The organism is Acinetobacter lactucae, from assembly GCF_001605885.1.
Classification (GTDB): Bacteria; Pseudomonadota; Gammaproteobacteria; order Pseudomonadales; family Moraxellaceae; genus Acinetobacter; species Acinetobacter lactucae.
The window spans coordinates 51,534-72,471 of sequence record NZ_LRPE01000012.1; the positions used below are offsets into that span (position 1 = coordinate 51,534).

Here is a 20,938-nt window from a genome sequence, read left to right on the forward strand (position 1 = left end):
CTGGATCTTACCCTGCCTGCACGGAGGTAGGTATGTCTTATCGATATAAAATAGCAACAGTGTTTTTACTTGGGTTCTTTATTGATTGCATCAACATTTTTATGTCTGCAATTGCATTGCCCAATATTGCATCGTCATTTTCAGTTAGCCAATCCATGGTCGCTTGGGTAACAAATGCGTATATTCTCGGCCTCATTTTAATTATGCCCATGAGTTTATGGTTAGCCACCAAACTTGGGAACCAAAAGTTATTGTATTATTCGATGCTTTTATTTTCGATAAGCATTTGCTTTATTGGCTTTAGCGAATCGATTTATAGCTTAATTTTTTGGCGATTTATTCAAGGCATAGCTGGAGGCTTATTAATTCCAGTCGGGCAAGCTCTCGTATATGCATTATTCCCGAACCAAGAACGCCAACGCATTTCTACATTAATTATGGCAATTGCTTTAATTGCACCAGCTTTTTCACCTGCGATTGGCGGCGTGATTATTGATTCATTGAATTGGAGATGGGTATTCTTATCTAACCTTCCTTTTTCTTTACTGACAGCAGCTCTGGCATGGGTATGGATTAAAAAAACAGAGAACGTGTCGAGTGAAAAACCAGACATAAAAGGTTTGGTTATTTTTAATATAAGCCTATTATCTTTATTACTCTCCTTTTCATTTTATAGTGATTACCATAACGCCTCATTCGCTCTAACTAGTTTTCTAATTTCAGTTGGAATGCTTATTTTTTATATTCGACATGCGAAAAAAATTTACCATCCTGTACTTAATCTTGAGTTATTAAAAAATAAAAATTTACGTAATGCATTTATTGTCTATTACGCCGTTCCTGGTATTTTTACAGGCGTAAATTTACTCAATATTTTTAATTTGCAGCTTAACTTTGGCTTTAATGCAAAACAAACTGGTTTATTCATGTTGCTCTATGCAACTGGGGCACTCACTGCCATGATTAGTGGTGGCTTGCTCTATCAACGGTTAGGAAAAAAGTCTCTTCTTATTATTGGAATAACCCTACATAGCTTTGGCATATTTCTTTTGTTTTGTATTTCAAACAGTAGTCCTTTGAGCTTTTTAGTGATTGCTTATTTATTGATGGGTATGGGTGGCGGTCTAAGTGCCAACATTGCCCAAATTAGCTCATTGATTGATTTTTCAGGCCAAGATTTATTACAAGGCAGTGTGCTCTGGAATATTAATCGACAAGTTTCATTTAGTGTCGGCACTGTTGTTCTCATTTCAATATATAACTTAATGTCTGGCTCAATCCACCTGATTCGCTATCAACATACTTTTTTAATTGCAGCTTTGCTCTGCCTACTTTCACTCATTCCCGTTTTAAAGGAGAAAACCCATGTCTAGACAAATGGACCAAGCCATTCAAAGTGTCATTGACCTACATGTTTTAATAGAGAACGTATTTACAGGAAAAAATGCAGAGCAAAGCCTGAGTCCGCTTTTAGATAGCTTTGATCAAAATTTTAAGATGGTCACGGTTCAAGGTCAGAGTATTGGCTTAGCCGAAGTTAAAAGCTTATTTAGTCAAAATATTGGAAAGAAACCCTCCTTAAAAATCGACATTATTAAGAGTACAGCTTTATACGAATTTGAAAATTATTGTTGGGTGCAATATCAGGAACATCAGCAAACTGATGAAACCGAAACATTACGCACTTCAACAGCCTGCATTAAAGTAGAAGGCGAAAAATGTTATTGGGTTTATTTACATGAAACTTTAGTTCCCTCGTCTTCTTAACTCATCTGGAGCTCCTTAAAGATGGCACCTATTTTGCTTAACAATATTACGTTTTATGAAAATCGTAATACTGATCAAAATGGGGAGCTCTCAATATGGGTTATGTTGCAAAGGAATTTACGCGAAAGAACAAGCTGATTCTCAGTATTTGTTCTTTCGTTATTCCAATATGTCTTTGGTGCGCAATCAGTTACTTACCTTTTGTTTGGCATCCTCAAGTACAAATCACGAGTTCGGGAAGTGTTCCTTACCTACAAGTAGGAAGTCGCGTTGATAAAAATGTGTTCTATCTCGAAGCACAAAATGCAGTCAATCGAGATTCTGCACCACCACAAGGTACTTTAGTCAATCCGATTTATTTACCCGCTCCCCATGAAGTCGCTAAGGCTTTGGTCACCGCCTTTACCACGCCACCTGAACAACCTGATTCGCCGTGGTTTCACCAAAGTTTATGGCACAGTATCAAACTGGTTTTTTCAGCTTTTTTTATCTCTTCATTGATTGGAATTCCACTGGGTATTTTGTGTGGTTTTTCTAAGCGGATATCCCTACTAACAGAACCGTTTGTTGAGTTTTTCCGTTACTTACCCGCACCTGCGTTTGGTGCACTTGCAGTGGCAATTTTAGGGATTAATGACGCGCCTAAAATTGCGATTATTGTGATTGGTACGCTATTTCAGCAAATTCTCATTATTGCTAATACCACCCGAATGGTAGATCGAAGCTTAATTGAAGCTGGCTATACGCTTGGTACCAATAAGCTCAAAAGTTTATTTCACGTGGTGATTCCTGCGGCCTTACCTGATATTTACCGTGACTTACGTGTGTTACTGGGCTGGGCTTGGACCTATTTAATTGTTTCAGAGTTGATTGGTACGACCTCAGGTATTACGTGGTTTATTACCCAACAGGCTCGCTATCAAAACTTTGACAATGTCTATGCAGCTATTTTGATTATTGGGGTGATTGGTCTGGTCTGTGACTGGCTATTAATGAAGTTAGGTGAGCGGATGTTCACTTGGAAAGTAGGAGCAAAATAATGAACGATTCAACATTTAACGCACATGAATACTTTCAAAAAATTTATGAACGTCCTGTTATTTTGGAAGCTAAACAACTGAGCCAAGTCTTTAAGCATGGTCACAGCGAACGCACTGTTTTAAATAAACTCGATTTAAAAATTCATAAAAGAGAATTTATTTGTGTGATTGGACCTTCTGGCTGCGGCAAATCGACTCTAAGCCGTGTTATTGCAGGTTTAGACCCATACCATAGTGGAGAAGTTTTAGTAGACGGCGAATGCATTACGGGCCCATGTCCTGAACGTGGCATGGTGTTTCAGGGTTATACCCTTTTCCCATGGAAAACTGTAAAAGAAAACGTGATGTTTGGTCCTCAAATGCGTGGAGCTAGTCAAATGACAGCAGAGGCGCAAGCACGTGAATGGATCAATATTATTGGTTTAGAGAAATATGAAAATCAGTATCCACATCAACTTTCTGGAGGAATGAAACAGCGCGTTGCGATTGCTAGAGCTTTGGTTAATCAACCAAAAATCTTACTCATGGATGAACCTTTTGGTGCGCTTGACCCACACACTCGTCAAAAAATGCAAAAACACTTAATGGATTTATGGCAAAACATTGATATCACCATTATTTTTGTGACCCATGACATGGATGAAGCCATTTTACTGGCAGACCGAATTGTGGCACTCAAAGCCAACCCCGGTGAAATTAAAGAAATTATTGAAGTTAATTTACCGCGTCCCCGCTCGCTCGATTTAATGAGCACACCTGAGTTTAAACAGCTCCGTTCACGGGTTGATTATTTGGTACATGCTGAAGAAGATGAACTTGACCCAGCTTTACAAGACTTGCCGAAAATACCGCGTATGACTCAGGTCAGTTCAGAAAAATAAGAAAGACATTAAAAAGCCCAAGTTGAACTTGGGCTTTTTTATTTACTAGGCTTATTTGAGTTGTTCTATGAGTGTCGGATAAATTAGCCCATCTACATTTTGTTCAGTTTTATAAATACCGTTTTCAACGTTAAATTTATTGACGTGATAGCTAGAGCCATAAATCGAGTCAAAGCCTTGAGATTTAGCAAATACTTTTTTATTGGCATTGATATCTAATAAATGCGTACCGCTGACCATCAACTCATATTGTTTTGGGTCGACACCTGAACGGTTTGCCATGATTTTAACTGCATCTGCATGGGTTGCAGGGTCATTAATATATTTAACTGTTTTGTCCCACACCTGAATGACTTTTTTCCATTCTTCTTGATGAGCGGTTAAATGACTCATGTTGACGGTCAAGGTGTCATAAATTAAACCCGGCTTGTCTTTAGAGGTATAGATAATTTTAGAGCCTGCCACTGCTTTTAATGCCTGACCTGCAACGGGTTGCCAAACAGCAATCGCAGAAATATCGGGGCTATTAAACACTTGAGGTAATTGGTTCGTTGCTGAATTTACCAACTTTACCTCATTCGCTTTAATGTTATGGTCGGTCAAAGCTGTTGCTAACAAAAGATGATCAACCAAGCCTTTTTCGACACCGATTGATTTTCCTTTTAAGTCTTGAATGGTATTAATGCCCTCTTTTGCAATAATGACATCATTGCCCGCAGAATAATCTGTTGCCATGATCATCATGCCTTGAGTACCACCCGAAGCAGTTACCAAGTTATCGCCATTGGTGACCAAAATGGCATCAAGCTGATTTGCTGAAAAGGCCGAAAGAGAAGCCGAATAATCAAACCATTTAAACTCTACATTTAGCCCTGCTTCTTTTAACCAGCCTTTTTCAATAGCCACTTGCCAAGCCACCCAGCCCGGCCAATCGCTATAGCCGATGGTAATTGGTTTTGTATTTGCGGCTGCCTGAGCATCTTGTTTAGCCTCGGGCACTTTAGCCGTATTGTCACATCCACCCAATACAACTGCCGATAAAATAGATACGGATAACAACGCTTTTTTAATCATATAGAAACTTCCCCAACATTTTTACTAACAACACTTTGAGCGGTTTGATTGAGTGACTGTATATAGGCTCGCCAGCCTCCAAAATGGCTAATATCGGTTGCATCTTGAATGGCATACGCTTCACAAATAAAGCCTTTGACCCATGTTCCATCTTTTAGTTTCAGGTTCCCAATACCAAGTGGTGCAGGCACTTCAGCCACAATGGCTCCAAAATTTGCTAAAGGAACATCCCACACTTCAACGTCAATTGACGTACCTGCTGCATCGCACTGTAGGCCTGGCTTTGGTGGTGTGGTATTTTTTAAAGCAAAGAGTTTATAAGCATCTGTCGTCTGAGTTTTCTTGAGCAAAGTGGCATTACGGCTAGTGAGCTGAAAATTAAGGGGCATGCCTGTTAAATGTGCTCCCACAACGGCAAGCTGTACTGAATGATTCGACTTAATCTCTAGACTTTTTTGATAATGTTGAGTTGATTTACCTAAACTCAGCGATGTTTCGGCTTGCCAAAGCTGCGCAAAATTGGCGAGTGCCTGATCGTGCCAAGCCGGTGCAATAAAGGTTACGCCGCTTGGTAGGCTATCTTCACGAAGTACATTAGGTAAAGCTAAAGCAGAAAGATCAGCAAAATTAACAAAGTTGGTATAGGCCCCCATGTGTGCATTTTTAGTCAACGGGTCGGCTTCAACTTCGGCAATGGTGTAAATGGTTGGCGCTGTCGGAACCATCAATGCATCAAAAGGTTGTAATGCCAAATTAATTTTTCGAGCTAGTACGGCGCGGTTATATTCGGCTTGAAGTGCATCTGTTGCCTTGAATTTATCTGCCAGCGCAATAATTTGAGCAATAACAGGATGAGCCTTTCCACGTGTTGTCATGCGTTCAACGGCGACTGTTCTTTCCGCTACCCAAGCATCGTTATATAGTGCGACAGCAAGCTCATTAAACGCACTGAAATCAATACTCTCAACTTCGTAACCCAGTTTTTTAACACGCTCGACTGCAACTAAAAAGGCTTTTTCAGATTCAATATCACCATAAAACTCAAGCTGAGCTGGAATAGCTATTTTTCGATTAGAAAATTGAGTCGGTACATTGGCTGGATGCGCTCGTGAATATTCATCTGTTTCATCATAGCCCTGCATTAAACTGGCAACTGTCCAAGCATCATCAATATGCAGCGCAAAAATAGAAATGACATCAATGGTTCGACATGCAGGGATTAAACCTGTGGTAGAAAACCAGCCCTTTGTTGGTTTAAGACCCACAATATTGTTATGGCCTGCAGGAACACGACCTGAACCCGCCGTGTCTGTCCCCAAACTAAAAGGTACAATACCGTTGGCGACCACCACCGACGAACCAGAGCTTGAACCACCACTAATATATTCGGGGTTAAAACTATTTTTTACTGCACCATAGGGCGAGCGAACGCCAACTAGTCCCGTTGCAAACTGATCGAGATTGGTTTTACCAACCACAATTGCCCCTGCTTTTTTTAGCTTGGCTACTACGGCAGCATCTTGTGTCGCTAAATATTGAATCTCTTGACAGGCAGCAGTAGTGTGAAAGTCAGCGACATCAATGTTGTCTTTAACTGCAAATGGCACACCATATAGAGGTAAGTCAGCAATATTTTGGTCTTTTAAAACATCAATTTGTGCCTGAATCTGCTCGTTCGAGGCAACTTCAATCCACGCATTATCATCATTTTTAATTTCTGCAACATAGCCAAACAAATCTTTAAGATGGATTTGCCCGTTTTGATATGCTGTTTCCCAGTCTTGGATGGTCCATAAATTTTTCAACACGCTACTCCTCATTTAGTCATTTTGCTGTATAGGCGGCATTACGGCATCCATTAGTTCTAAATGCCCTTTAATCACCCCTTTCAGCACAATAAATTGCTGGCTAATTTGTCTGAGTTCAGAACTTGCACCCTGCATTAACATGACTTGCAATATCTTTTGTTGGTCGAGCTGGATATGAAGTGAACTAATCACCTGTGCTAAAAACTGTTGTTGTAAATCGATCAATTGATTACGCAAGGTCATTTGGCTAGCATCATAAAGTAGCGTTAAGGTGCCCACCATGACTTCATTGGCCTGCGCCTGCTCTGCAATCAGGTGTTTATTAATCATGTCGACAATGGCTTGCGAGCGACTCTCATAATTCTGCTCGACAATTTTTTGGTCGAGTGCATTGAGTGTCGATTCAGGCACGGTAATACTAATTCGAGCTAACTTTTGTTTTGCCACAGTCTTATCCTTTTGTTTTAGTCGGATAATTGTTTTGTTTGATATATACGCCTGCGCGTACGCTGAGCAATTCGACTAAAAAGGCTTTTAAAGTTTGCATTGGTTGAACCACAGGTTTTACATCGTTCATATCACACCTCTAGCTTGGTATTACCAAATTCAGTTTTTGTATTACTGATAAGAGATGCAGAAAATGTGCCAGCTTTTAAGCATGGTTTTGATGGATTAAATGGGTATTTATGAGTGTTTTTTGGGCAGAAAAAAGCCCCATGCACAGGGATGGGGCTAATTTATGTGAGCAATAAAACCAATCTTTTATATTAATTAAATCACAATAAATTAAGTTTTAATTTTGACTCTTCAGATAGATTAATCAAACTATGCGCCCATACATATAAAGAATCTAGTACTGGCCTAAAAGTCTTTCCAAACTCTGTCATTTCATAAACAACTTTGATCGGTGCTTTTTCACCATAAACCGTTCTAGAGATTAAGCCAGTTTGCTCTAACTGCTTGAGTTGAAGACTTAAGGTCATTTCAGTAATTGTGGGAATGAGTTGCTTGATTTCATTAAAGCGTTTTGGCCCATCTTTTAAATAATACAAAATCACACATTTCCATTTTCCACCCACTAAATCCATAGCCATACTGATATGACATGGATAAGTTTTTCCATTTACCGTGACTTCACATGTATTTTCAGTATTTGCCATTTTTAAACACTACCTATCAACTTTGATAGTTATTGTACGCCAATACTATAAAAATTATAGTGACTATTATTTTTATAGTTAAAAGGCACTCTCATGGCTTTACTTATTTTGGCCCATCCCTACTACGCTCAATCAATTGCAAATAAAACGATTGTGAATGAACTCGTAAAAACCTATCCAGACCTTGAAGTCCGAGATATTTTCCAGCTTTATCCAGACTATCAAATTGACGTCAGTGCTGAACAAAAAGCGTTGTTACGCCATGACACCATCATTCTGCAATATCCAATGTTCTGGTTTAATATGCCGGCAATTTTGAAATTATGGTTTGATGAAGTTTTTACTTATCAGTTTGCCTATGGCTCTCAGGGCGATAAATTAAAAGACAAAAAAGTCATTATTAGTATGACGGTCGGCCAAACAGAAGCCAACATGGTGAACGACCAAGAAAACTTAATCGATAGCTTTTTAAAAGCGGTTCAACATTCAATTCAATATACACAAATGCAGTTAAGCGCCACTTACTTGCTTTATGACGTTTCGCCTTTATCAGGTAACCCAGAGTCGAAAATTAAATTAGAGGCAGTTGAACATGGTCATAAAGTATTAAAGCATTTGACCGAAGCATAAGGTTTAAAGAGAGCATCGATATTGATGCTCTCTTTTGGTTTAAGCGACAGGTGCCAAGGTAAATAGCACTTGTCCTGTTTTTACGGTTTGCCCTTTTTCAATGGTAATGGTTTCAACTTTCATGCGTTCCGGCGCAATAATCGGAATTTCAATTTTCATTGCCTCAATCACCGCAAGGGTCGCACCTTCTTCAACAATATCTCCCGATGCACATTCAATTTTCCAGATTGAGCCCGGCATGTGCGATTCGACTGCACAGCCTCCTTCAGGAATAACCACGGTTTCGCCTTCATCAACCGCATCTAGACTTTCAGAAATATATTCTTGCAAGCCCGCTTCGTGCCAACGGCGGCGCTCAGCCTCAAAATTGGCTTGTTGCATGTCTTTAAAGGCTTGAATGCTGTCTTGATGTGTTTTTAAAAACTCGTTGTATTCTTTTAAATTGAGCACGCCCTCTTCAATACGAAGTTTTAGACGACCTGCTTTAAAGTCTTCGCGCATTTGCAGAAGTTCATTCTCAGAAACTTCATAAAACTTAACTTGGTCAAAAAAGCGTAATAACCACGGTTTGCCATCTTCGAAATTGGCATTTTTACGGTAACGACTCCACATTTGAGTGGTACGACCAACGAACTGGTAGCCGCCCGGCCCTTCCATACCGTACACACACATATAAGCACCGCCAATGCCGACCGCATTTTCAGGTGTCCAAGTTCGTGCCGGATTATATTTTGTAGTGACTAAACGTTGGCGTGGGTCGAGCGGTGTTGCAACGGGAGCACCTAAATACACATCGCCTAAACCCATCACCAAATAGTTTGCGCTATAGACTATATCTTTAACTGCTTGCTTGGAAGCTAAGCCATTAATACGGCGGATAAACTCGACGTTGTCGGGGCACCACGGCGCATCTGGACGAACAATTTGCGTATAGCGCTCGGTGGCGAGTTGAGTTTGTGAATCTTCCCAAGCCAAAGGCAAATAGACAGTACGTGAAGGCACCTGCATATTTTGAATATCGGGTAACTCGGCTTCTGCTTGTTGAAGTTTCTGTAAAAGCTCCAGTTGATCGAGCCGGATTGAATCAAAATGAATTTGCAGTGAACGAATACCCGGTGTTAGGTCAATAATGCCCTGAATGTTTTGATCCTTAACCCATTGCATGAGCGCATGAATACGGAAGCGTAAATTTAGGTCGAGTACCAACTCGCCATATTCCACCAACAAATAGCTATTTCCTGCTGGTCGATAGGTCACGCTTGGTAAATCAGTTTCACCTTCTAAAGTAGCTAAAACTGCATCTTTTAACGTGTTGGGTTCTGCTTGAATGGTTGGGTTGAAATCGATCTGAGTTGTATCGGTCGCAGTTAAACTTTGATGATATTTTTGATCGAGTGCTTTTGCTTGTGCATAACTCACAGGCACAAATTTGACTTTATCACCTGCTTTAAGTTGCCCGATTTTCCAAAGCTCAGAATGAATGACTACCGCAGGACATACAAAACCGCCTAAGCTCGGACCATCGGGACCAAGAATAATTGGCATATCGCCTGTAAAATCAATCGCACCAATCGCATAAGCATTGTCGTGAATATTGGAAGGATGTAAGCCTGCCTCGCCACCATCTTCACGTGCCCACTCAGGTTTGGGACCAATTAAGCGAATGCCTGTACGGCTTGAGTTATAGTGAATTTCAAACTCATTGGCAAAGAACGTATCAATATCTTGTTTGGTGAAAAAATCTGGTGCGCCATGTGGACCATACATCACTGCAATTTCCCAGTTTTGGGTAAAGCTAGGAATTTGTGCTTGAGCTAAGGCGGTGGTCGATTGAGCGGAATATTCCGTAATTGGCAACATATCGCCAATTAATAAATTACGGCCTGCATGCCCACCAAACTGCCCCAAAGTAAAAGTTGCTTGTGAGCCTAAGTAATCAGGAACATCGAAACCACCTTTCACACCTATATAGCTACGGCAACCTGAGTGAATAAGCCCACATTTTAAAATCTGGCCTTTTTTCACGTTGATGGTTTGCCACATCGGCACCAATTCACCATCAAGTTTTGACGGCATATCACCGCCCGTAATTACGATTTGGCTATCGCAATGAAACTTTAAAGTTGGCCCTTGTAAGGTACATTCAAGCCCTGCCATATTTGGCTCATTGGCTAAAAGCTGGTTTGCCACAGTTAAACTGAGTGGATCGATGGCACCTGATGGCGGCACCCCAACATCCCAATAACCTAATCGACCAGTTACGTCCTGAATAGCGGTTTGAATACCAGCTTGCAACACCTCAATTTTTTGAGTTTTCCATTCAAACGTATTTAAAAAACGAGTGGTTTGAGTACCTAAAGCAAACACATCACAAGCAATAATGTTTTGTAGATATTCTAAATTAGTTTCAATGCCTGCCACTTGCGTGTTGGCAAGACTAGCACTCATTGCCTGTATGGCTTGGTCCCGTGTTGCAGAAGTCACAATAATTTTGGCAATCATTGGGTCATAAAAAGACGACACCGTTGAACCTGTTTCTACCCATGTTTCAACACGTGCTTTCGGGTCAAATTTCACATGAGTGAGTAAACCCGCACTCGGCTGGAACTGTTTAATCGGGTCTTCAGCATAAAGACGAACCTGAATGGAATGTCCTGTTGGCTCTAACTTTTCAGTGGGTGCTGACCAGTCACCGCTTGCCAATGTCACCATCCACTCGACTAAATCGACACCAAACACTTGCTCGGTCACACCGTGCTCAACTTGCAAACGCGTGTTGACCTCTAAGAAATAAAATTTTTGGGTTTCGGTGTCCATGACAAACTCAACTGTGCCTGCCGAGCGGTAGTTCACCGACTGCATCAATTGAATGGCAACTTTTTGCAGATAGTCACGTTGCTGTTCATTTAGGTGTGGCGCAGGTGTTTCTTCAATGACTTTCTGATTCCGGCGTTGCACCGAACAATCACGTTCACCCAAGGCTAGAACTTGCCCTTTCCCATCACCAAAAATTTGCACTTCGATATGGCGTGCATGTTGTACAAATTTTTCTAAATACAAACCTGCATCTTTAAAATTGACCTGCGCCAAATAAGACACCGTTTGGTAGGCATCTTTTAACTCTGTTTCATTCCAGACTAGACGCATGCCAATACCACCACCACCCGCGGTACTTTTCAGCATGACCGGATAACCAATACGGGCTGCCTCAAACAAAGCCTCAGCTTCATCGGCAAGTAGCGAACTGCCCGGAAGTAAAGGAACATTGCTTTTAATAGCGAGTTCACGTGCAGTATGCTTTAAACCAAAATCGAGCATTTGGCTTGAAGTTGGTCCAATAAAAGCAATACCTTGGCTTTCGCACAAATCACAAAACTCGGCATTTTCAGACAAAAAACCATAACCAGGATGAATGGCTTCTGCGCCCGACTGTTTTGCTACTTCAAGAATCTTTTCAATATTTAAATAACTTTGATGGGCAGGTGCAGGTCCAATCAAGAAAGCTTCATCGGCCAAAGTCACGTGTAAAGAATCACGATCGGCTTCCGAATAAACTGCAACCGAAGCGATCCCGAGTTTTTTAAGGCTGCGAATCACGCGACAGGCAATTGCACCGCGGTTGGCAATTAGAACTTTTTTAAACATGCTTACACCCCTTCCGCTTCGCGGACAACCAACTGAATTTTGGTTGGGTTATAGGCGTTACATGGGTTATTGAGCTGTGGACAATTGGAAATTAAAACAATCAAATCCATTTCTGCCCGAACTTCGACATATTTACCCGGCCCTGAAATTCCATCATCAAATTTAAGCTGACCGTCTGGCGTAACTGGCACATTCATAAAAAAGTTAATATTTGGGCCAATATGACGGACATTTAAGCCATGCTTTTTTGCAATCGGGTGTTTTGCCAAGGCATACATAAAGTTGTTACGGCAACTATGCATAGGATACGTTTCATGTGCATAGCGAACCGTATTACTTTCACATGAACAAGCCCCGCCAATGGTGTCATGGCGCCCGCAGTTATCATCATGAATAACGGCAATTGGACGACCAAAGTTACTGTAGAGCTTGGTGCCCTTTTCTAAATAAATGTGTTGGTTGATGGCCAAAGTATCCATTGCGCTATAACGCTCAGTTGGGTTTTCGGCGCTCATAAACAAAGTATCGACCGCTTGGTTTCCTTCAAGATCAATAATTCGAAAATACTGACCCTTTTTAACCTCGCACATCCACGCTTCACCCGCAGGACAAACTTCATTTAAAACTGCTTTTTCAAATGATTGTAAAACTGTCATGATGCTTCTCCTGATTTAAATATTGCTAAGCGCGTAGTAGCGGGCTGTGTTTTGAAACGCACGCTGATTTTGCGAACATGCATCACGACAAATATCGCTGTCTGTTAGAGAATTGGCTTTAAATAAACTGAGTTGAATATCGGCAGGTTGATAGCTTGGGCTGGTATCTAAACCATGCGGCGCAGCAGATAAAAATATTAAGCAGTCCATTTCAAAGCGCAGTTCAATGCTTTGATCGGTATTGTCAGAACTGACATAAGACAAAACGCCGTTTTCATCTGGTACAACTTTAGAAAATAGGTTAACGGTGGCACTCAGGTCTTGGCTGGCAAGTCCGTATTTACACATTTCAATGAGTAAACTATCTAAGCCGTTTTGGTACATATCATTGCGGGCATCTTGAAATGTACGCGTACCGAATTGCTTTTCAATTTGTTCTGGTCGGCTTGGGCCACAAAGTGCATCATTCCAGCCGTGATCGTCATGAACAATGGAAGCCATCACACGGCCTAGGTCTGAATAGAGCACATTGGAAGCTTTTAAATAAGCGGTGTGTTGCCCTTTTAAACTGTCGGGCATGTTAAAACGTTCAAGCACATCGGCAGCATTTACACAAAACAAAGAAACATTTGCCTGAGCGCCAAGCGATGTAAACTTAAGAATAGTTCCTTTTTGAATACGACCCGACCAGTGATGTCCTCCGGGTAAAAGTTCGGTCCAAATCGCCTGATTGTTATGATAAATTGCAGTGTTCATAGCTACTCCTGTCGGATAGTTTTAGACTTCCTCCCGGGCTTTTATCCCTCCGTGTAGTTCGCTAGGAACCGTGAACTCTCGGTCCAGTCATACTTTAAGTACCGGAACCCTAGATCACTTTTGATTGTTTATGACTATGCAAAGGACATGCCAGCTTAGTATTACGGTTTTGGTTAAAAGTAATACTAAACTTGAGCTGTTTAGGTGCGGTTTAAGTTCAAAAATAAAAAGCTGCACTAAAAATTGTGCATCTTGAAAAGAAAAAAGCCCCTTTCACTAAGAGGCTTAAAAATTGATTATGAGATTGAGATTTTAAGGAAGCAGAATCACCTTACGGCAGTCCTCTTCTCTTTCATTAAAAATACGATAACCTTCTGCGGCATCTTCTAATTTCATTCGGTGGGTAATAATGGTTTCTGGCGACAAATCGCCACGCTCAATCAGTTCTAAGAGTTGCGGTAAATATTGATGTACATGGGTTTGGCCCATTTTAAAAGTCAGGCCTTTATCAAAAGCATCGCCAAACAAGAAACCATGAATCGGGCCTGCATATACTCCCGGTACGCTCACTACACCACCGCGGCGAACTGCAGCAATGCATTGACGCAGTGCTGCGCCACTTGAACCTTCTAGTTTTAAATTGGTGAGAACTGTTTCAATGACACTGCCTTTTGCCTCAAAGCCAATCGCATCAATCACAGCATCGACACCCCGATAATTGTCGGTATGCTGAATAATAAACTCGGCCGCATCGACTTCATCGAAATTCACTGGAATGGCACCGTATGTTGCCGCTGCATAGTTCAATCGATAGTCATTGTGATCGACCATAAATATCTTTTCAGCACCAAGCATCTTGGCACAAGCAGCACTTAATAGTCCGACTGGACCAGCACCATAAATTGCAACGGTTGAGCCACGTTTCACTTGGGCATTGGTCACGGCTTGCCAAGCAGTCGGTAAAATATCAGTCAAGAAAAGTACTTTTTCATCTGACAATGAGGTTGGCACTTTAAAAGGGCCTTTATTGGCTTTTGGCACACGCACATATTCTGCTTGCCCACCCGGCACACCGCCGTAAAGATGGCTATAGCCAAACAAAGCCGCACCTGGTGGAATCTGCTTTTTATTAATAATTGCGCCGCGCCCTGTATTAGTGGTTTCGCAGGCAGCGGTCAGGTCTAGTTGGCAAAAGAAACATTCACCACAGGCAATCACAAAAGGAACAATCACTCGATCACCCTTTTTCACTGTGGTGACGGCTGGGCCGACTTCTTCAACCACGCCCATAAATTCGTGCCCAAAGATATCGCCCTGCTCGGTTCTAGGGATTTTGCCTCGATATAAATGTAAATCAGAGCCACATATCGCTGTGGCAGTCACTCGTAAAATAATGTCATCTGGTTCTTGAATAATAGGGTCTGCTACAGTTTCTACTCGAACATCTTCTGCACCGTGGTAAGTAAGAGCGCGCATATTGTTATTCCTCTATTTTCTATCATGTCATTTGATTATGAGGAGGCTTTCTTTACGGTTTGCAACGTTTCTTACCTTTCACGTAAGGCATATAGTGCAAATGCAACGCGACAGAGATTTCAGTAACATTTAATGAATGTAAATTAGTTTTTGCGAGGGCTGTTTTTGATATTTGACCCAGCAAAAAGCCAATCATCCATGCACTAAGATGATTGGCTTTGTCTTAAAAATTTGAATTAATCTAACTTGAGTTGCTGTCTGAGCTTTAAAATATCAACTAGACCTTTGTCTCTGGTTTGGTATAAATCGACATCTTTATATTGGTTTAAAAGCTGGTTGGTTTCCGTTTCCAATAAATCTGTTGTCTCGTCTGAATGTTGAAATGTGTGCATATCATTCCACCATTCTGTCATTGGTGGGCCTAAATGATGAATTGCTTCTTTAAAGCCCTTTTGGTTGGCAAGCTGCATATTAATGTAGGGGCCAAATAGTGCCCATCTTAAACCCGGCCCACTGGTAATCGCGACATCGACATCTTCGGCAGAGCACACGCCTTGTTCAACCAATGAAAAAGCTTCTCGCCATAGCGCAGCCTGCAAACGGTTTGCAACATGCCCTTTTACTTCTTTATTTAAAACAATTGGTTTTTTGCCCAGTTGTTTATAGAACTCAGAAGCCTGTTTCAAAATTTGGGGATCTGTCAAATTACCGCCAACGATCTCGACCAAAGGTAAAAGATGAGGCGGATTAAAAGGATGACCTAATAAAATACGTTCAGGATGTTTGGCCTCTTTTTGAAAATCAGACACTTTTAAGCCCGATGAACTTGAAGCAATAATGGTATGTTCAGGACAATATGCTGTGATTTCTTGATATAGCTGTTGTTTTATATCCAGACGTTCCGGGGCATTTTCTTGAATAAAATCTACATCTGAAACTGCATCTTTTAAGTGATTAAAAATTTCCAGATGAAGCAGTACATCTTGCTGAGAATAACTGGGTTCAGCGTTTTGGTCTAAAACCAATAAATCATTTAAATTTGCAGATATTCTATTTTTAAAGACCGCTTCATCGATCGGATACGGGTCGTAAACCTTAACTTTAAATCCTTTATATAAAAATAAGGCCGTCCAACTTGCACCTATTACACCTGCTCCAACAACACCAACCGTTTTAATGACTTCCATATTTTCCTCGTACAAATGTTGTTTTATCCGAAATTTCTTTACTCAAATGAATGCTTAAATAAACATAGCAGATTCAACCAATCAATAAATTTAATTGTTTATATTTTATATAATTTGTCCTATATTCCTTAGCTTGAAAATTGATTCCTTTCATTAGTACAACTTAATCTTTTACCATTTTTTAACCGTTATTTACTGAATTTTATGTCAAAAAATCTAGCAACATTAATTGGTTTAAGTGCCATTCTCATGTGGGCATCTCTGGTCGGTCTGATGAAGCAAGTCAGTGCCGCCATTGGGCCTGAGCTAGGTGTTACCTTTATTTATTCTTTAAGTGCGCTACTGTTGCTTGCCATTTTCAAAGTTCCAGATTTTAAGCAGATCTCTAAAAAATACTTAATATTTGGCACAATTCTGTTCGTGGCTTATGAGGTATGCTTTTCATTTGCGATTGCTTATTCTCAGACAGCGCGACAAGCAATTGAAATTAGTATTGTTAACTATCTGTGGCCGAGTTTAACGGTTTTAGCTTTTGTTATTTTTAAGGAATTAAAGTTTAATTTCCTTATTATTTTAGGTCTAATGCTTTCAATTTTCGGCATTGTTTTTATTCAGACCGGAAATGGCGATTTTAGTCTAAATAGTATTGTCGATAATTTTCATAGCAACCCACTGAGCTATATTTTGGCATTTACAGGTGCCATCATCTGGGCTTTTTACTGTGTAATCACCAAAAAAATGAGCAATGGGCAAAATCCCATTTCCATTTTCTTTGTTGGTGTCGCACTCACCCTATGGCTCAAGCTGCTCGTCTCTGGGCAATTTGCCATTCCTTCAATGGATATTCCAGCTCTCCTCACCCTTTTAGTGGCATCTGCTGCCATGGGTTTTGGTTATGCTGCTTGGAACATTGGCATTATTCATGGAAACATTACCATGCTTGTGGTGGCCTCTTATTTCACCCCGATTATTTCGTCTATTTTGGCCATGTTTGTTTTACAAACTCAACTTTCAATGAGCTTTTGGCAAGGAACAGCAATGGTGACGGCGGGTTCATTTATTTGCTGGGTTTCAACCAACTGGTCTGTGATTCAACCTTACTTTAAAAAATTAAGAAAAGGCCAAAAAGCATTGTAGATTTATCGCAATGCTTTTTTCGGACTTAAGATAACTCCGACGAAGAAGAATTCCCCCATTGCCCAAAGCGTGCTAACATCCAAATTCTGACAATTACCAATGTCAAAATAATTTCTAGAGGGAATAAGATGTTAAAAACTCAAAAAATCAACATCGTACAAGAATTTGATGCACCCGTAGACAAGGTCTTCGCGACTTTAAGTGAGCATGAAAACCTAAGTAAACTTTTTGCTCCTGCTAAAGTGACTCGCATTAGCAACGGAAAAGACGCTCGTAATGGTGTTGGCTCTGCGCGCAAAATGTCTATTCCATTGACCCCTTCATTTGTAGAAACAAATTTAGTTTATAAAGAAAATGAACTGATCGAGTATGCAATTACCAGCGGCATTAGCCCAATTAAAGCTCACCGTGGTGTCATGAAATTTACTGACTTGGGAAATAACCGAAGTCGTTTAGATTACTCGATTAGCTTTAAAGGCCGCGTACCCTTCATTGGACTTATTATTAAAAAAGCTTTAGAAAATGGCGTGAGCCGTGGGCTTAAGAAACTTAAGTTTTAATCACCGCATCTAAAAGAAAAAGCCCAGTTACGGGCTTTTTGTATTTAAGATTTAAGTTGAATGCTCAGATAGCATAAATAAAAAGTAATCTAGTAATTTATCCCGTTCATCTACGCTATTGGCACTTAACAGCTGAACCATTGCCCCATCAATTGCAAATAGAAACATGTGCGCATCTTTTATTGAAGCGGTAGTTTTGACAGTAAGAAGTAGCTTATAAAGCTCATTTATAAACCAGTTTCTATAATCAACAACCACCCGATAAGCCGTTGCATAGCACTTTTCAATTTCAAAAATTGCTTTAAATGGTAAACGGTAAAACCCTTCTAAATTGGCATGTAAAAAGTAAATTTGTTTTAGTTTATCGAACACCATAAGTTCACTGTATGAATTGATAATTGAAAAGACTTTTACTTTGAGCGCATCCGTTTGAAAGGTTAAACACATCTCGATGAGTCGTGCTTTTGAATGAAAGATGTTATAGAAAGTCGCTTTGGGAATTTTGGCCTCAGCAATAATTCGGTCAACCCCCACCGTGTTAAACCCATCTTGAGTAAATAAATCTTTTGCCGTGTGCAGCACTCGTAGTGCTCTAAATGAAGATTCTAAATTGTTCATATATACCGCTTAAAATAATTTTTTGTTGTATCTAAAAGAGATAGAAATGCCGTCACTCTTAAAATGAGTGCAAAAAAAAGGCATGCAAAAACGACACAATAAAGTTGTGCTTACCTATCTCGGGTTTATTGTTGCTATGATTTTTGAGTCGTAATGATCTAAGGTTGTAGAAAACTTAGAGTCGATTAAACCGTTTTAAAGACCAGTTAAGCGGTATAGACAGAGAGATTTTGGCAAAGGCCAATAAATGAGAAGAATTAGTACGCATAGCGGACTCCTAGATGAAATAGAAGTTCTACCTAATCACTGTCAAATGATTATGGTGGCAGAACGAAGGCGGGTTGACAGACCAGTCATCTAGGAACTGGCACGCACAAGGCGTCCCTCCTCCGTCCTACCGCTACGAAGGGGGACGAACGAGTTCAACACCAAAAAATTACTTTTTTGATGTTCTAGATGATGGCGGCCTGTCAAAGCCGACTGGCGATGTAGGCCAGCACGCAAAGGATAGTATTCGCTCTGGTTGGCGTCAAGCGTGGGAAATGACAATTGTATTAAAGTAGAGCGGTTGGAGTTTTGAGAAAAATTTAAGTAAATGGACAATCGAATAAATACTAATATAGAAAACCAACATCTTACCTAGATAAAAAACTAGTCGATTTAATTTTTATAAATAATTTGATTTTGTTCTTGAAAAATAAACCATTATCCTCATTATTGTTAGAACGTAGCTTCCAATTTTCATCTTTGCGAGTTGCGCTGCACGTATCCAAGCGGCAATGTGATACCACGGTCACTAGTTGGTCATGGGTATCTGGCGTGTCTCTGGCCTATTCATTCGCGCATGACGTGGTGAGTCGGGATGAGATTCTTAGTTTGGACCCGTCTTCTTCCTAGGTAATGTCGGGAAGGCGGGTAAAGAGCGTGTGGGGCAGCCCATGAGCACGGATGGGGAAGCGCGTAAGTCGTCGCCTCACTCTGGCTGTGTTTTCGGATGGCTTTTATACGGTCTTTGTACCTTATTAAGTCATTTATACATCTGTTATTGGGAGGATTTTGATTTGAGTGAACTAAATAAATTAATATTGCGTCTCATTCTCATTTGCTCGGCGGCGGCTGCACGGTTTACGGTTTGCATCTCTTTGCGAGTTGCGCTGCACGTATCCAAGCGGCATACTGATACCACGGTCACTAGTTGGTCATGGGTATCTGGCGTGTCTCTGGCCTATTCATTCGCGCATGACGTGGTGAGTCGGGATGAGATTCCACCTCTTTAACGCAAACCTAGGGTTAGACATTTGCGGCAAGAATTACGATGACAAAAAAAGTAAAAACTGCATTAGTTCAGGTCGCGAGCCTTGCTAATCTTGAAGAAGCTTGGGACCATATTTGGAAAAATTCAAAAAAACAATCTAAAAGCTCTTTGGATTTAAACAACATAAGCCTCAATGATTTTAATCACAATAAAAAACAGCTATTGAAAAAAATTTCAAAAAAGTTGTTAGATAGATCTTATGGATTTAGTGATCTCCATCCGTTTTTAGTTCCTAAATCGAATGGTAAATATAGGTTAATTTGTGTACCGACTATTGAAGACCGTATAGTACAACGAGCCTTACTAAATGTACTGAACAATTATTATCATAATCAACTTGATAATGGTATAAGCTATGGTTTTATCACTAAAAAAACAGTTAAAGATGCGGCTAAGAAAGCCTGTGAACTTCGCAAGACGCATAATTGGGTTTATAAAACTGATATCACTGCATTTTTCGATAATGTAGACCGTGAAAAACTTAAGGAAAAAGTTAAATCTTTAGTTAAACATCGCTCCCTCCATCCTCTATTATTTTCGATAATAAATCGTGAAGTACAAATTACTTCAAATTCTCAAGGATCAAGGATTAAAAAACTTGGAATTAGAAGAGGACATGGTGTCCGTCAAGGAATGCCTTTGTCTCCTTTTTTTGCAAATTTATTTTTAGGAACTTTTGATAATGAAATTAAAGCTACTGGTTTTAGGGCTGTAAGATATGCCGATGATTTAATTTTCTTTGCTAAGAGTAAGCATGAATGTGAACAAATTGACAGTTTTTGCCGTACATCTTTAAAAAAATTAGATTTAGATATTCCCCTACTTGGTGAATTAAATTCAAAGACAGTAATTTACAACCCAAACGAAACAGTTGAGTTCTTGAGATTAGGTTTAAGTAAGAAAAAATGTAATGCTGACTATGAGCTTATTTTGACAAATGAACAATTACAAATGATCCGTACGGAATTACTACAATTAGGCTCAATCAAACAACTACTGGATAGTAATATTAAGTTAGCTAATCTTGGGATTGCTATTGAATCACGTATATCTGGATATAAAGCTGCATACTCAGATTGTATTACTAACTATACTGAACTTGAAAACCACATGATTGATTTACATCAGAAAGTTCTCCATAGAATATACGGAGTTGGTGGTTTAAATATTAACTTAAGTTCACTTTCTAGTGAAAATAGAAAATTTCTTGGTTTAACTTAATACACTC

General features: G+C 40.1%; 19 protein-coding genes and 1 riboswitch. Of the genes, 8 read left to right on the forward strand and 11 right to left on the reverse strand.

The annotated features are described in order from the left end of the window. Window positions 1-32: 32 nt before the first annotated feature. The 4 genes from AWW73_RS06530 to AWW73_RS06545 all read left to right on the forward strand — a co-directional run bounded on the left by AWW73_RS06530 (window position 33) and on the right by AWW73_RS06545 (window position 3,688). Window positions 33-1,373 (forward strand): MFS transporter, encoded by a 1,341-nt coding sequence (locus AWW73_RS06530; RefSeq protein ID WP_062849152.1) that lies wholly within the window; start codon window positions 33-35, stop codon window positions 1,371-1,373. Next, the gene (locus tag AWW73_RS06535) at window positions 1,366-1,767 is read left to right on the forward strand and encodes a hypothetical protein (RefSeq protein WP_062849153.1); all 402 of its coding nucleotides are present in this window, start codon (window positions 1,366-1,368) and stop codon (window positions 1,765-1,767) included. The genes AWW73_RS06530 and AWW73_RS06535 overlap by 8 nt, the downstream gene beginning before the upstream one ends. 95 nt (window positions 1,768-1,862) lie before the next feature. Then, entirely contained in the window at window positions 1,863-2,807 is a 945-nt protein-coding gene (locus AWW73_RS06540; RefSeq protein WP_062849154.1) for an ABC transporter permease, read from the forward strand. After that, window positions 2,807-3,688, forward strand: a complete 882-nt coding sequence (locus AWW73_RS06545) for an ABC transporter ATP-binding protein (protein ID WP_062849155.1) — start codon at window positions 2,807-2,809, stop codon at window positions 3,686-3,688. Before AWW73_RS06540 ends, AWW73_RS06545 begins: the two co-directional genes overlap by 1 nt. A gap of 51 nt (window positions 3,689-3,739) precedes the next feature. On the opposite strand, the gene AWW73_RS06550 is transcribed toward AWW73_RS06545, so the two are convergent. From AWW73_RS06550 to AWW73_RS06565, 5 genes are all read right to left on the reverse strand, one after another. After that, a complete protein-coding gene (locus tag AWW73_RS06550; RefSeq protein WP_062849156.1) occupies window positions 3,740-4,762 on the reverse strand; it encodes an ABC transporter substrate-binding protein in 1,023 nt (340 codons plus the stop codon). Continuing rightward, entirely contained in the window at window positions 4,759-6,570 is a 1,812-nt protein-coding gene (atzF, locus tag AWW73_RS06555; protein ID WP_062849157.1) for an allophanate hydrolase, read from the reverse strand. The genes AWW73_RS06550 and atzF overlap by 4 nt, the downstream gene beginning before the upstream one ends. Before the next feature lie 12 nt (window positions 6,571-6,582). Continuing rightward, entirely contained in the window at window positions 6,583-7,017 is a 435-nt protein-coding gene (locus AWW73_RS06560) for a CopG family ribbon-helix-helix protein (protein ID WP_062849158.1), read from the reverse strand. Between the two features lie 4 nt (window positions 7,018-7,021). Next, window positions 7,022-7,147, reverse strand: a complete 126-nt coding sequence (locus AWW73_RS18445; protein WP_081409523.1) for a hypothetical protein — start codon at window positions 7,145-7,147, stop codon at window positions 7,022-7,024. A gap of 199 nt (window positions 7,148-7,346) precedes the next feature. Continuing rightward, on the reverse strand, window positions 7,347-7,730 hold the full coding sequence (locus tag AWW73_RS06565; protein WP_031947914.1) for a winged helix-turn-helix transcriptional regulator: 384 nt from the start codon (window positions 7,728-7,730) through the stop codon (window positions 7,347-7,349). Window positions 7,731-7,823: 93 nt separating this feature from the next. Between AWW73_RS06565 and AWW73_RS06570 the strand changes: the two genes are divergently transcribed. Continuing rightward, window positions 7,824-8,360: an NAD(P)H-dependent oxidoreductase gene (locus AWW73_RS06570; RefSeq protein WP_062849159.1), complete on the forward strand. Its 537-nt coding sequence runs from the start codon at window positions 7,824-7,826 to the stop codon at window positions 8,358-8,360. 39 nt (window positions 8,361-8,399) lie between these two features. On the opposite strand, the gene uca is transcribed toward AWW73_RS06570, so the two are convergent. From uca to AWW73_RS06595, 5 genes are all read right to left on the reverse strand, one after another. After that, a complete protein-coding gene (gene uca, locus AWW73_RS06575; protein WP_062849160.1) occupies window positions 8,400-12,005 on the reverse strand; it encodes an urea carboxylase in 3,606 nt (1,201 codons plus the stop codon). Between the two features lie 2 nt (window positions 12,006-12,007). After that, on the reverse strand, window positions 12,008-12,661 hold the full coding sequence (locus AWW73_RS06580) for an urea amidolyase associated protein UAAP2 (RefSeq protein ID WP_003651023.1): 654 nt from the start codon (window positions 12,659-12,661) through the stop codon (window positions 12,008-12,010). 15 nt (window positions 12,662-12,676) lie between these two features. Beyond that, complete coding sequence (locus tag AWW73_RS06585) at window positions 12,677-13,417, reverse strand: urea amidolyase associated protein UAAP1 (RefSeq protein ID WP_062849161.1); 741 nt, start codon at window positions 13,415-13,417, stop codon at window positions 12,677-12,679. Window positions 13,418-13,445: 28 nt separating this feature from the next. Beyond that, window positions 13,446-13,541, reverse strand: a riboswitch (guanidine-I (ykkC/yxkD leader). A 188-nt stretch (window positions 13,542-13,729) separates the two neighbouring features. Next, window positions 13,730-14,893 (reverse strand): zinc-dependent alcohol dehydrogenase, encoded by a 1,164-nt coding sequence (locus AWW73_RS06590; RefSeq protein WP_062849162.1) that lies wholly within the window; start codon window positions 14,891-14,893, stop codon window positions 13,730-13,732. Window positions 14,894-15,129: 236 nt separating this feature from the next. Then, entirely contained in the window at window positions 15,130-16,080 is a 951-nt protein-coding gene (locus AWW73_RS06595; RefSeq protein WP_062849163.1) for a 3-hydroxyacyl-CoA dehydrogenase NAD-binding domain-containing protein, read from the reverse strand. Window positions 16,081-16,284: 204 nt separating this feature from the next. Between AWW73_RS06595 and yddG the strand changes: the two genes are divergently transcribed. Beyond that, window positions 16,285-17,217: an aromatic amino acid DMT transporter YddG gene (gene yddG, locus AWW73_RS06600; protein WP_062849164.1), complete on the forward strand. Its 933-nt coding sequence runs from the start codon at window positions 16,285-16,287 to the stop codon at window positions 17,215-17,217. A 128-nt stretch (window positions 17,218-17,345) separates the two neighbouring features. Then, window positions 17,346-17,777 carry an SRPBCC family protein gene (locus AWW73_RS06605; RefSeq protein ID WP_062849165.1) on the forward strand — a complete coding sequence of 144 codons (432 nt, stop codon included), beginning with the start codon at window positions 17,346-17,348 and terminating at the stop codon, window positions 17,775-17,777. Between the two features lie 51 nt (window positions 17,778-17,828). Here the strand turns inward: AWW73_RS06605 and AWW73_RS06610 are convergent, their stop codons facing one another. Further along, on the reverse strand, window positions 17,829-18,395 hold the full coding sequence (locus AWW73_RS06610; protein WP_062849166.1) for a TetR/AcrR family transcriptional regulator: 567 nt from the start codon (window positions 18,393-18,395) through the stop codon (window positions 17,829-17,831). Between the two features lie 1,315 nt (window positions 18,396-19,710). On the opposite strand from AWW73_RS06610, the gene AWW73_RS06615 reads away from it, so the two are divergent. After that, window positions 19,711-20,931: a reverse transcriptase/maturase family protein gene (locus AWW73_RS06615; protein WP_062849167.1), complete on the forward strand. Its 1,221-nt coding sequence runs from the start codon at window positions 19,711-19,713 to the stop codon at window positions 20,929-20,931. The last annotated feature ends 7 nt before the right edge of the window (window positions 20,932-20,938 follow it).

Excerpts from the sequence above, each read along its gene's own strand:
- AWW73_RS06530 (WP_062849152.1), top strand. The coding sequence starts at position 33 with ATGTCTTATCGATATAAAATAGCAACAGTGTTTTTACTTGGGTTCTTT.
- AWW73_RS06535 (WP_062849153.1), top strand. The coding sequence starts at position 1,366 with ATGTCTAGACAAATGGACCAAGCCATTCAAAGTGTCATTGACCTACAT.
- AWW73_RS06540 (WP_062849154.1), top strand. The coding sequence starts at position 1,863 with ATGGGTTATGTTGCAAAGGAATTTACGCGAAAGAACAAGCTGATTCTC.
- AWW73_RS06545 (WP_062849155.1), top strand. The coding sequence starts at position 2,807 with ATGAACGATTCAACATTTAACGCACATGAATACTTTCAAAAAATTTAT.
- AWW73_RS06550 (WP_062849156.1), bottom strand. The coding sequence starts at position 4,762 with ATGATTAAAAAAGCGTTGTTATCCGTATCTATTTTATCGGCAGTTGTA.
- AWW73_RS18445 (WP_081409523.1), bottom strand. The coding sequence starts at position 7,147 with ATGAACGATGTAAAACCTGTGGTTCAACCAATGCAAACTTTAAAAGCC.
- AWW73_RS06565 (WP_031947914.1), bottom strand. The coding sequence starts at position 7,730 with ATGGCAAATACTGAAAATACATGTGAAGTCACGGTAAATGGAAAAACT.
- AWW73_RS06570 (WP_062849159.1), top strand. The coding sequence starts at position 7,824 with ATGGCTTTACTTATTTTGGCCCATCCCTACTACGCTCAATCAATTGCA.
- uca (WP_062849160.1), bottom strand. The coding sequence starts at position 12,005 with ATGTTTAAAAAAGTTCTAATTGCCAACCGCGGTGCAATTGCCTGTCGC.
- AWW73_RS06580 (WP_003651023.1), bottom strand. The coding sequence starts at position 12,661 with ATGACAGTTTTACAATCATTTGAAAAAGCAGTTTTAAATGAAGTTTGT.
- AWW73_RS06585 (WP_062849161.1), bottom strand. The coding sequence starts at position 13,417 with ATGAACACTGCAATTTATCATAACAATCAGGCGATTTGGACCGAACTT.
- AWW73_RS06590 (WP_062849162.1), bottom strand. The coding sequence starts at position 14,893 with ATGCGCGCTCTTACTTACCACGGTGCAGAAGATGTTCGAGTAGAAACT.
- AWW73_RS06595 (WP_062849163.1), bottom strand. The coding sequence starts at position 16,080 with ATGGAAGTCATTAAAACGGTTGGTGTTGTTGGAGCAGGTGTAATAGGT.
- yddG (WP_062849164.1), top strand. The coding sequence starts at position 16,285 with ATGTCAAAAAATCTAGCAACATTAATTGGTTTAAGTGCCATTCTCATG.
- AWW73_RS06605 (WP_062849165.1), top strand. The coding sequence starts at position 17,346 with ATGTTAAAAACTCAAAAAATCAACATCGTACAAGAATTTGATGCACCC.
- AWW73_RS06610 (WP_062849166.1), bottom strand. The coding sequence starts at position 18,395 with ATGAACAATTTAGAATCTTCATTTAGAGCACTACGAGTGCTGCACACG.
- AWW73_RS06615 (WP_062849167.1), top strand. The coding sequence starts at position 19,711 with ATGACAAAAAAAGTAAAAACTGCATTAGTTCAGGTCGCGAGCCTTGCT.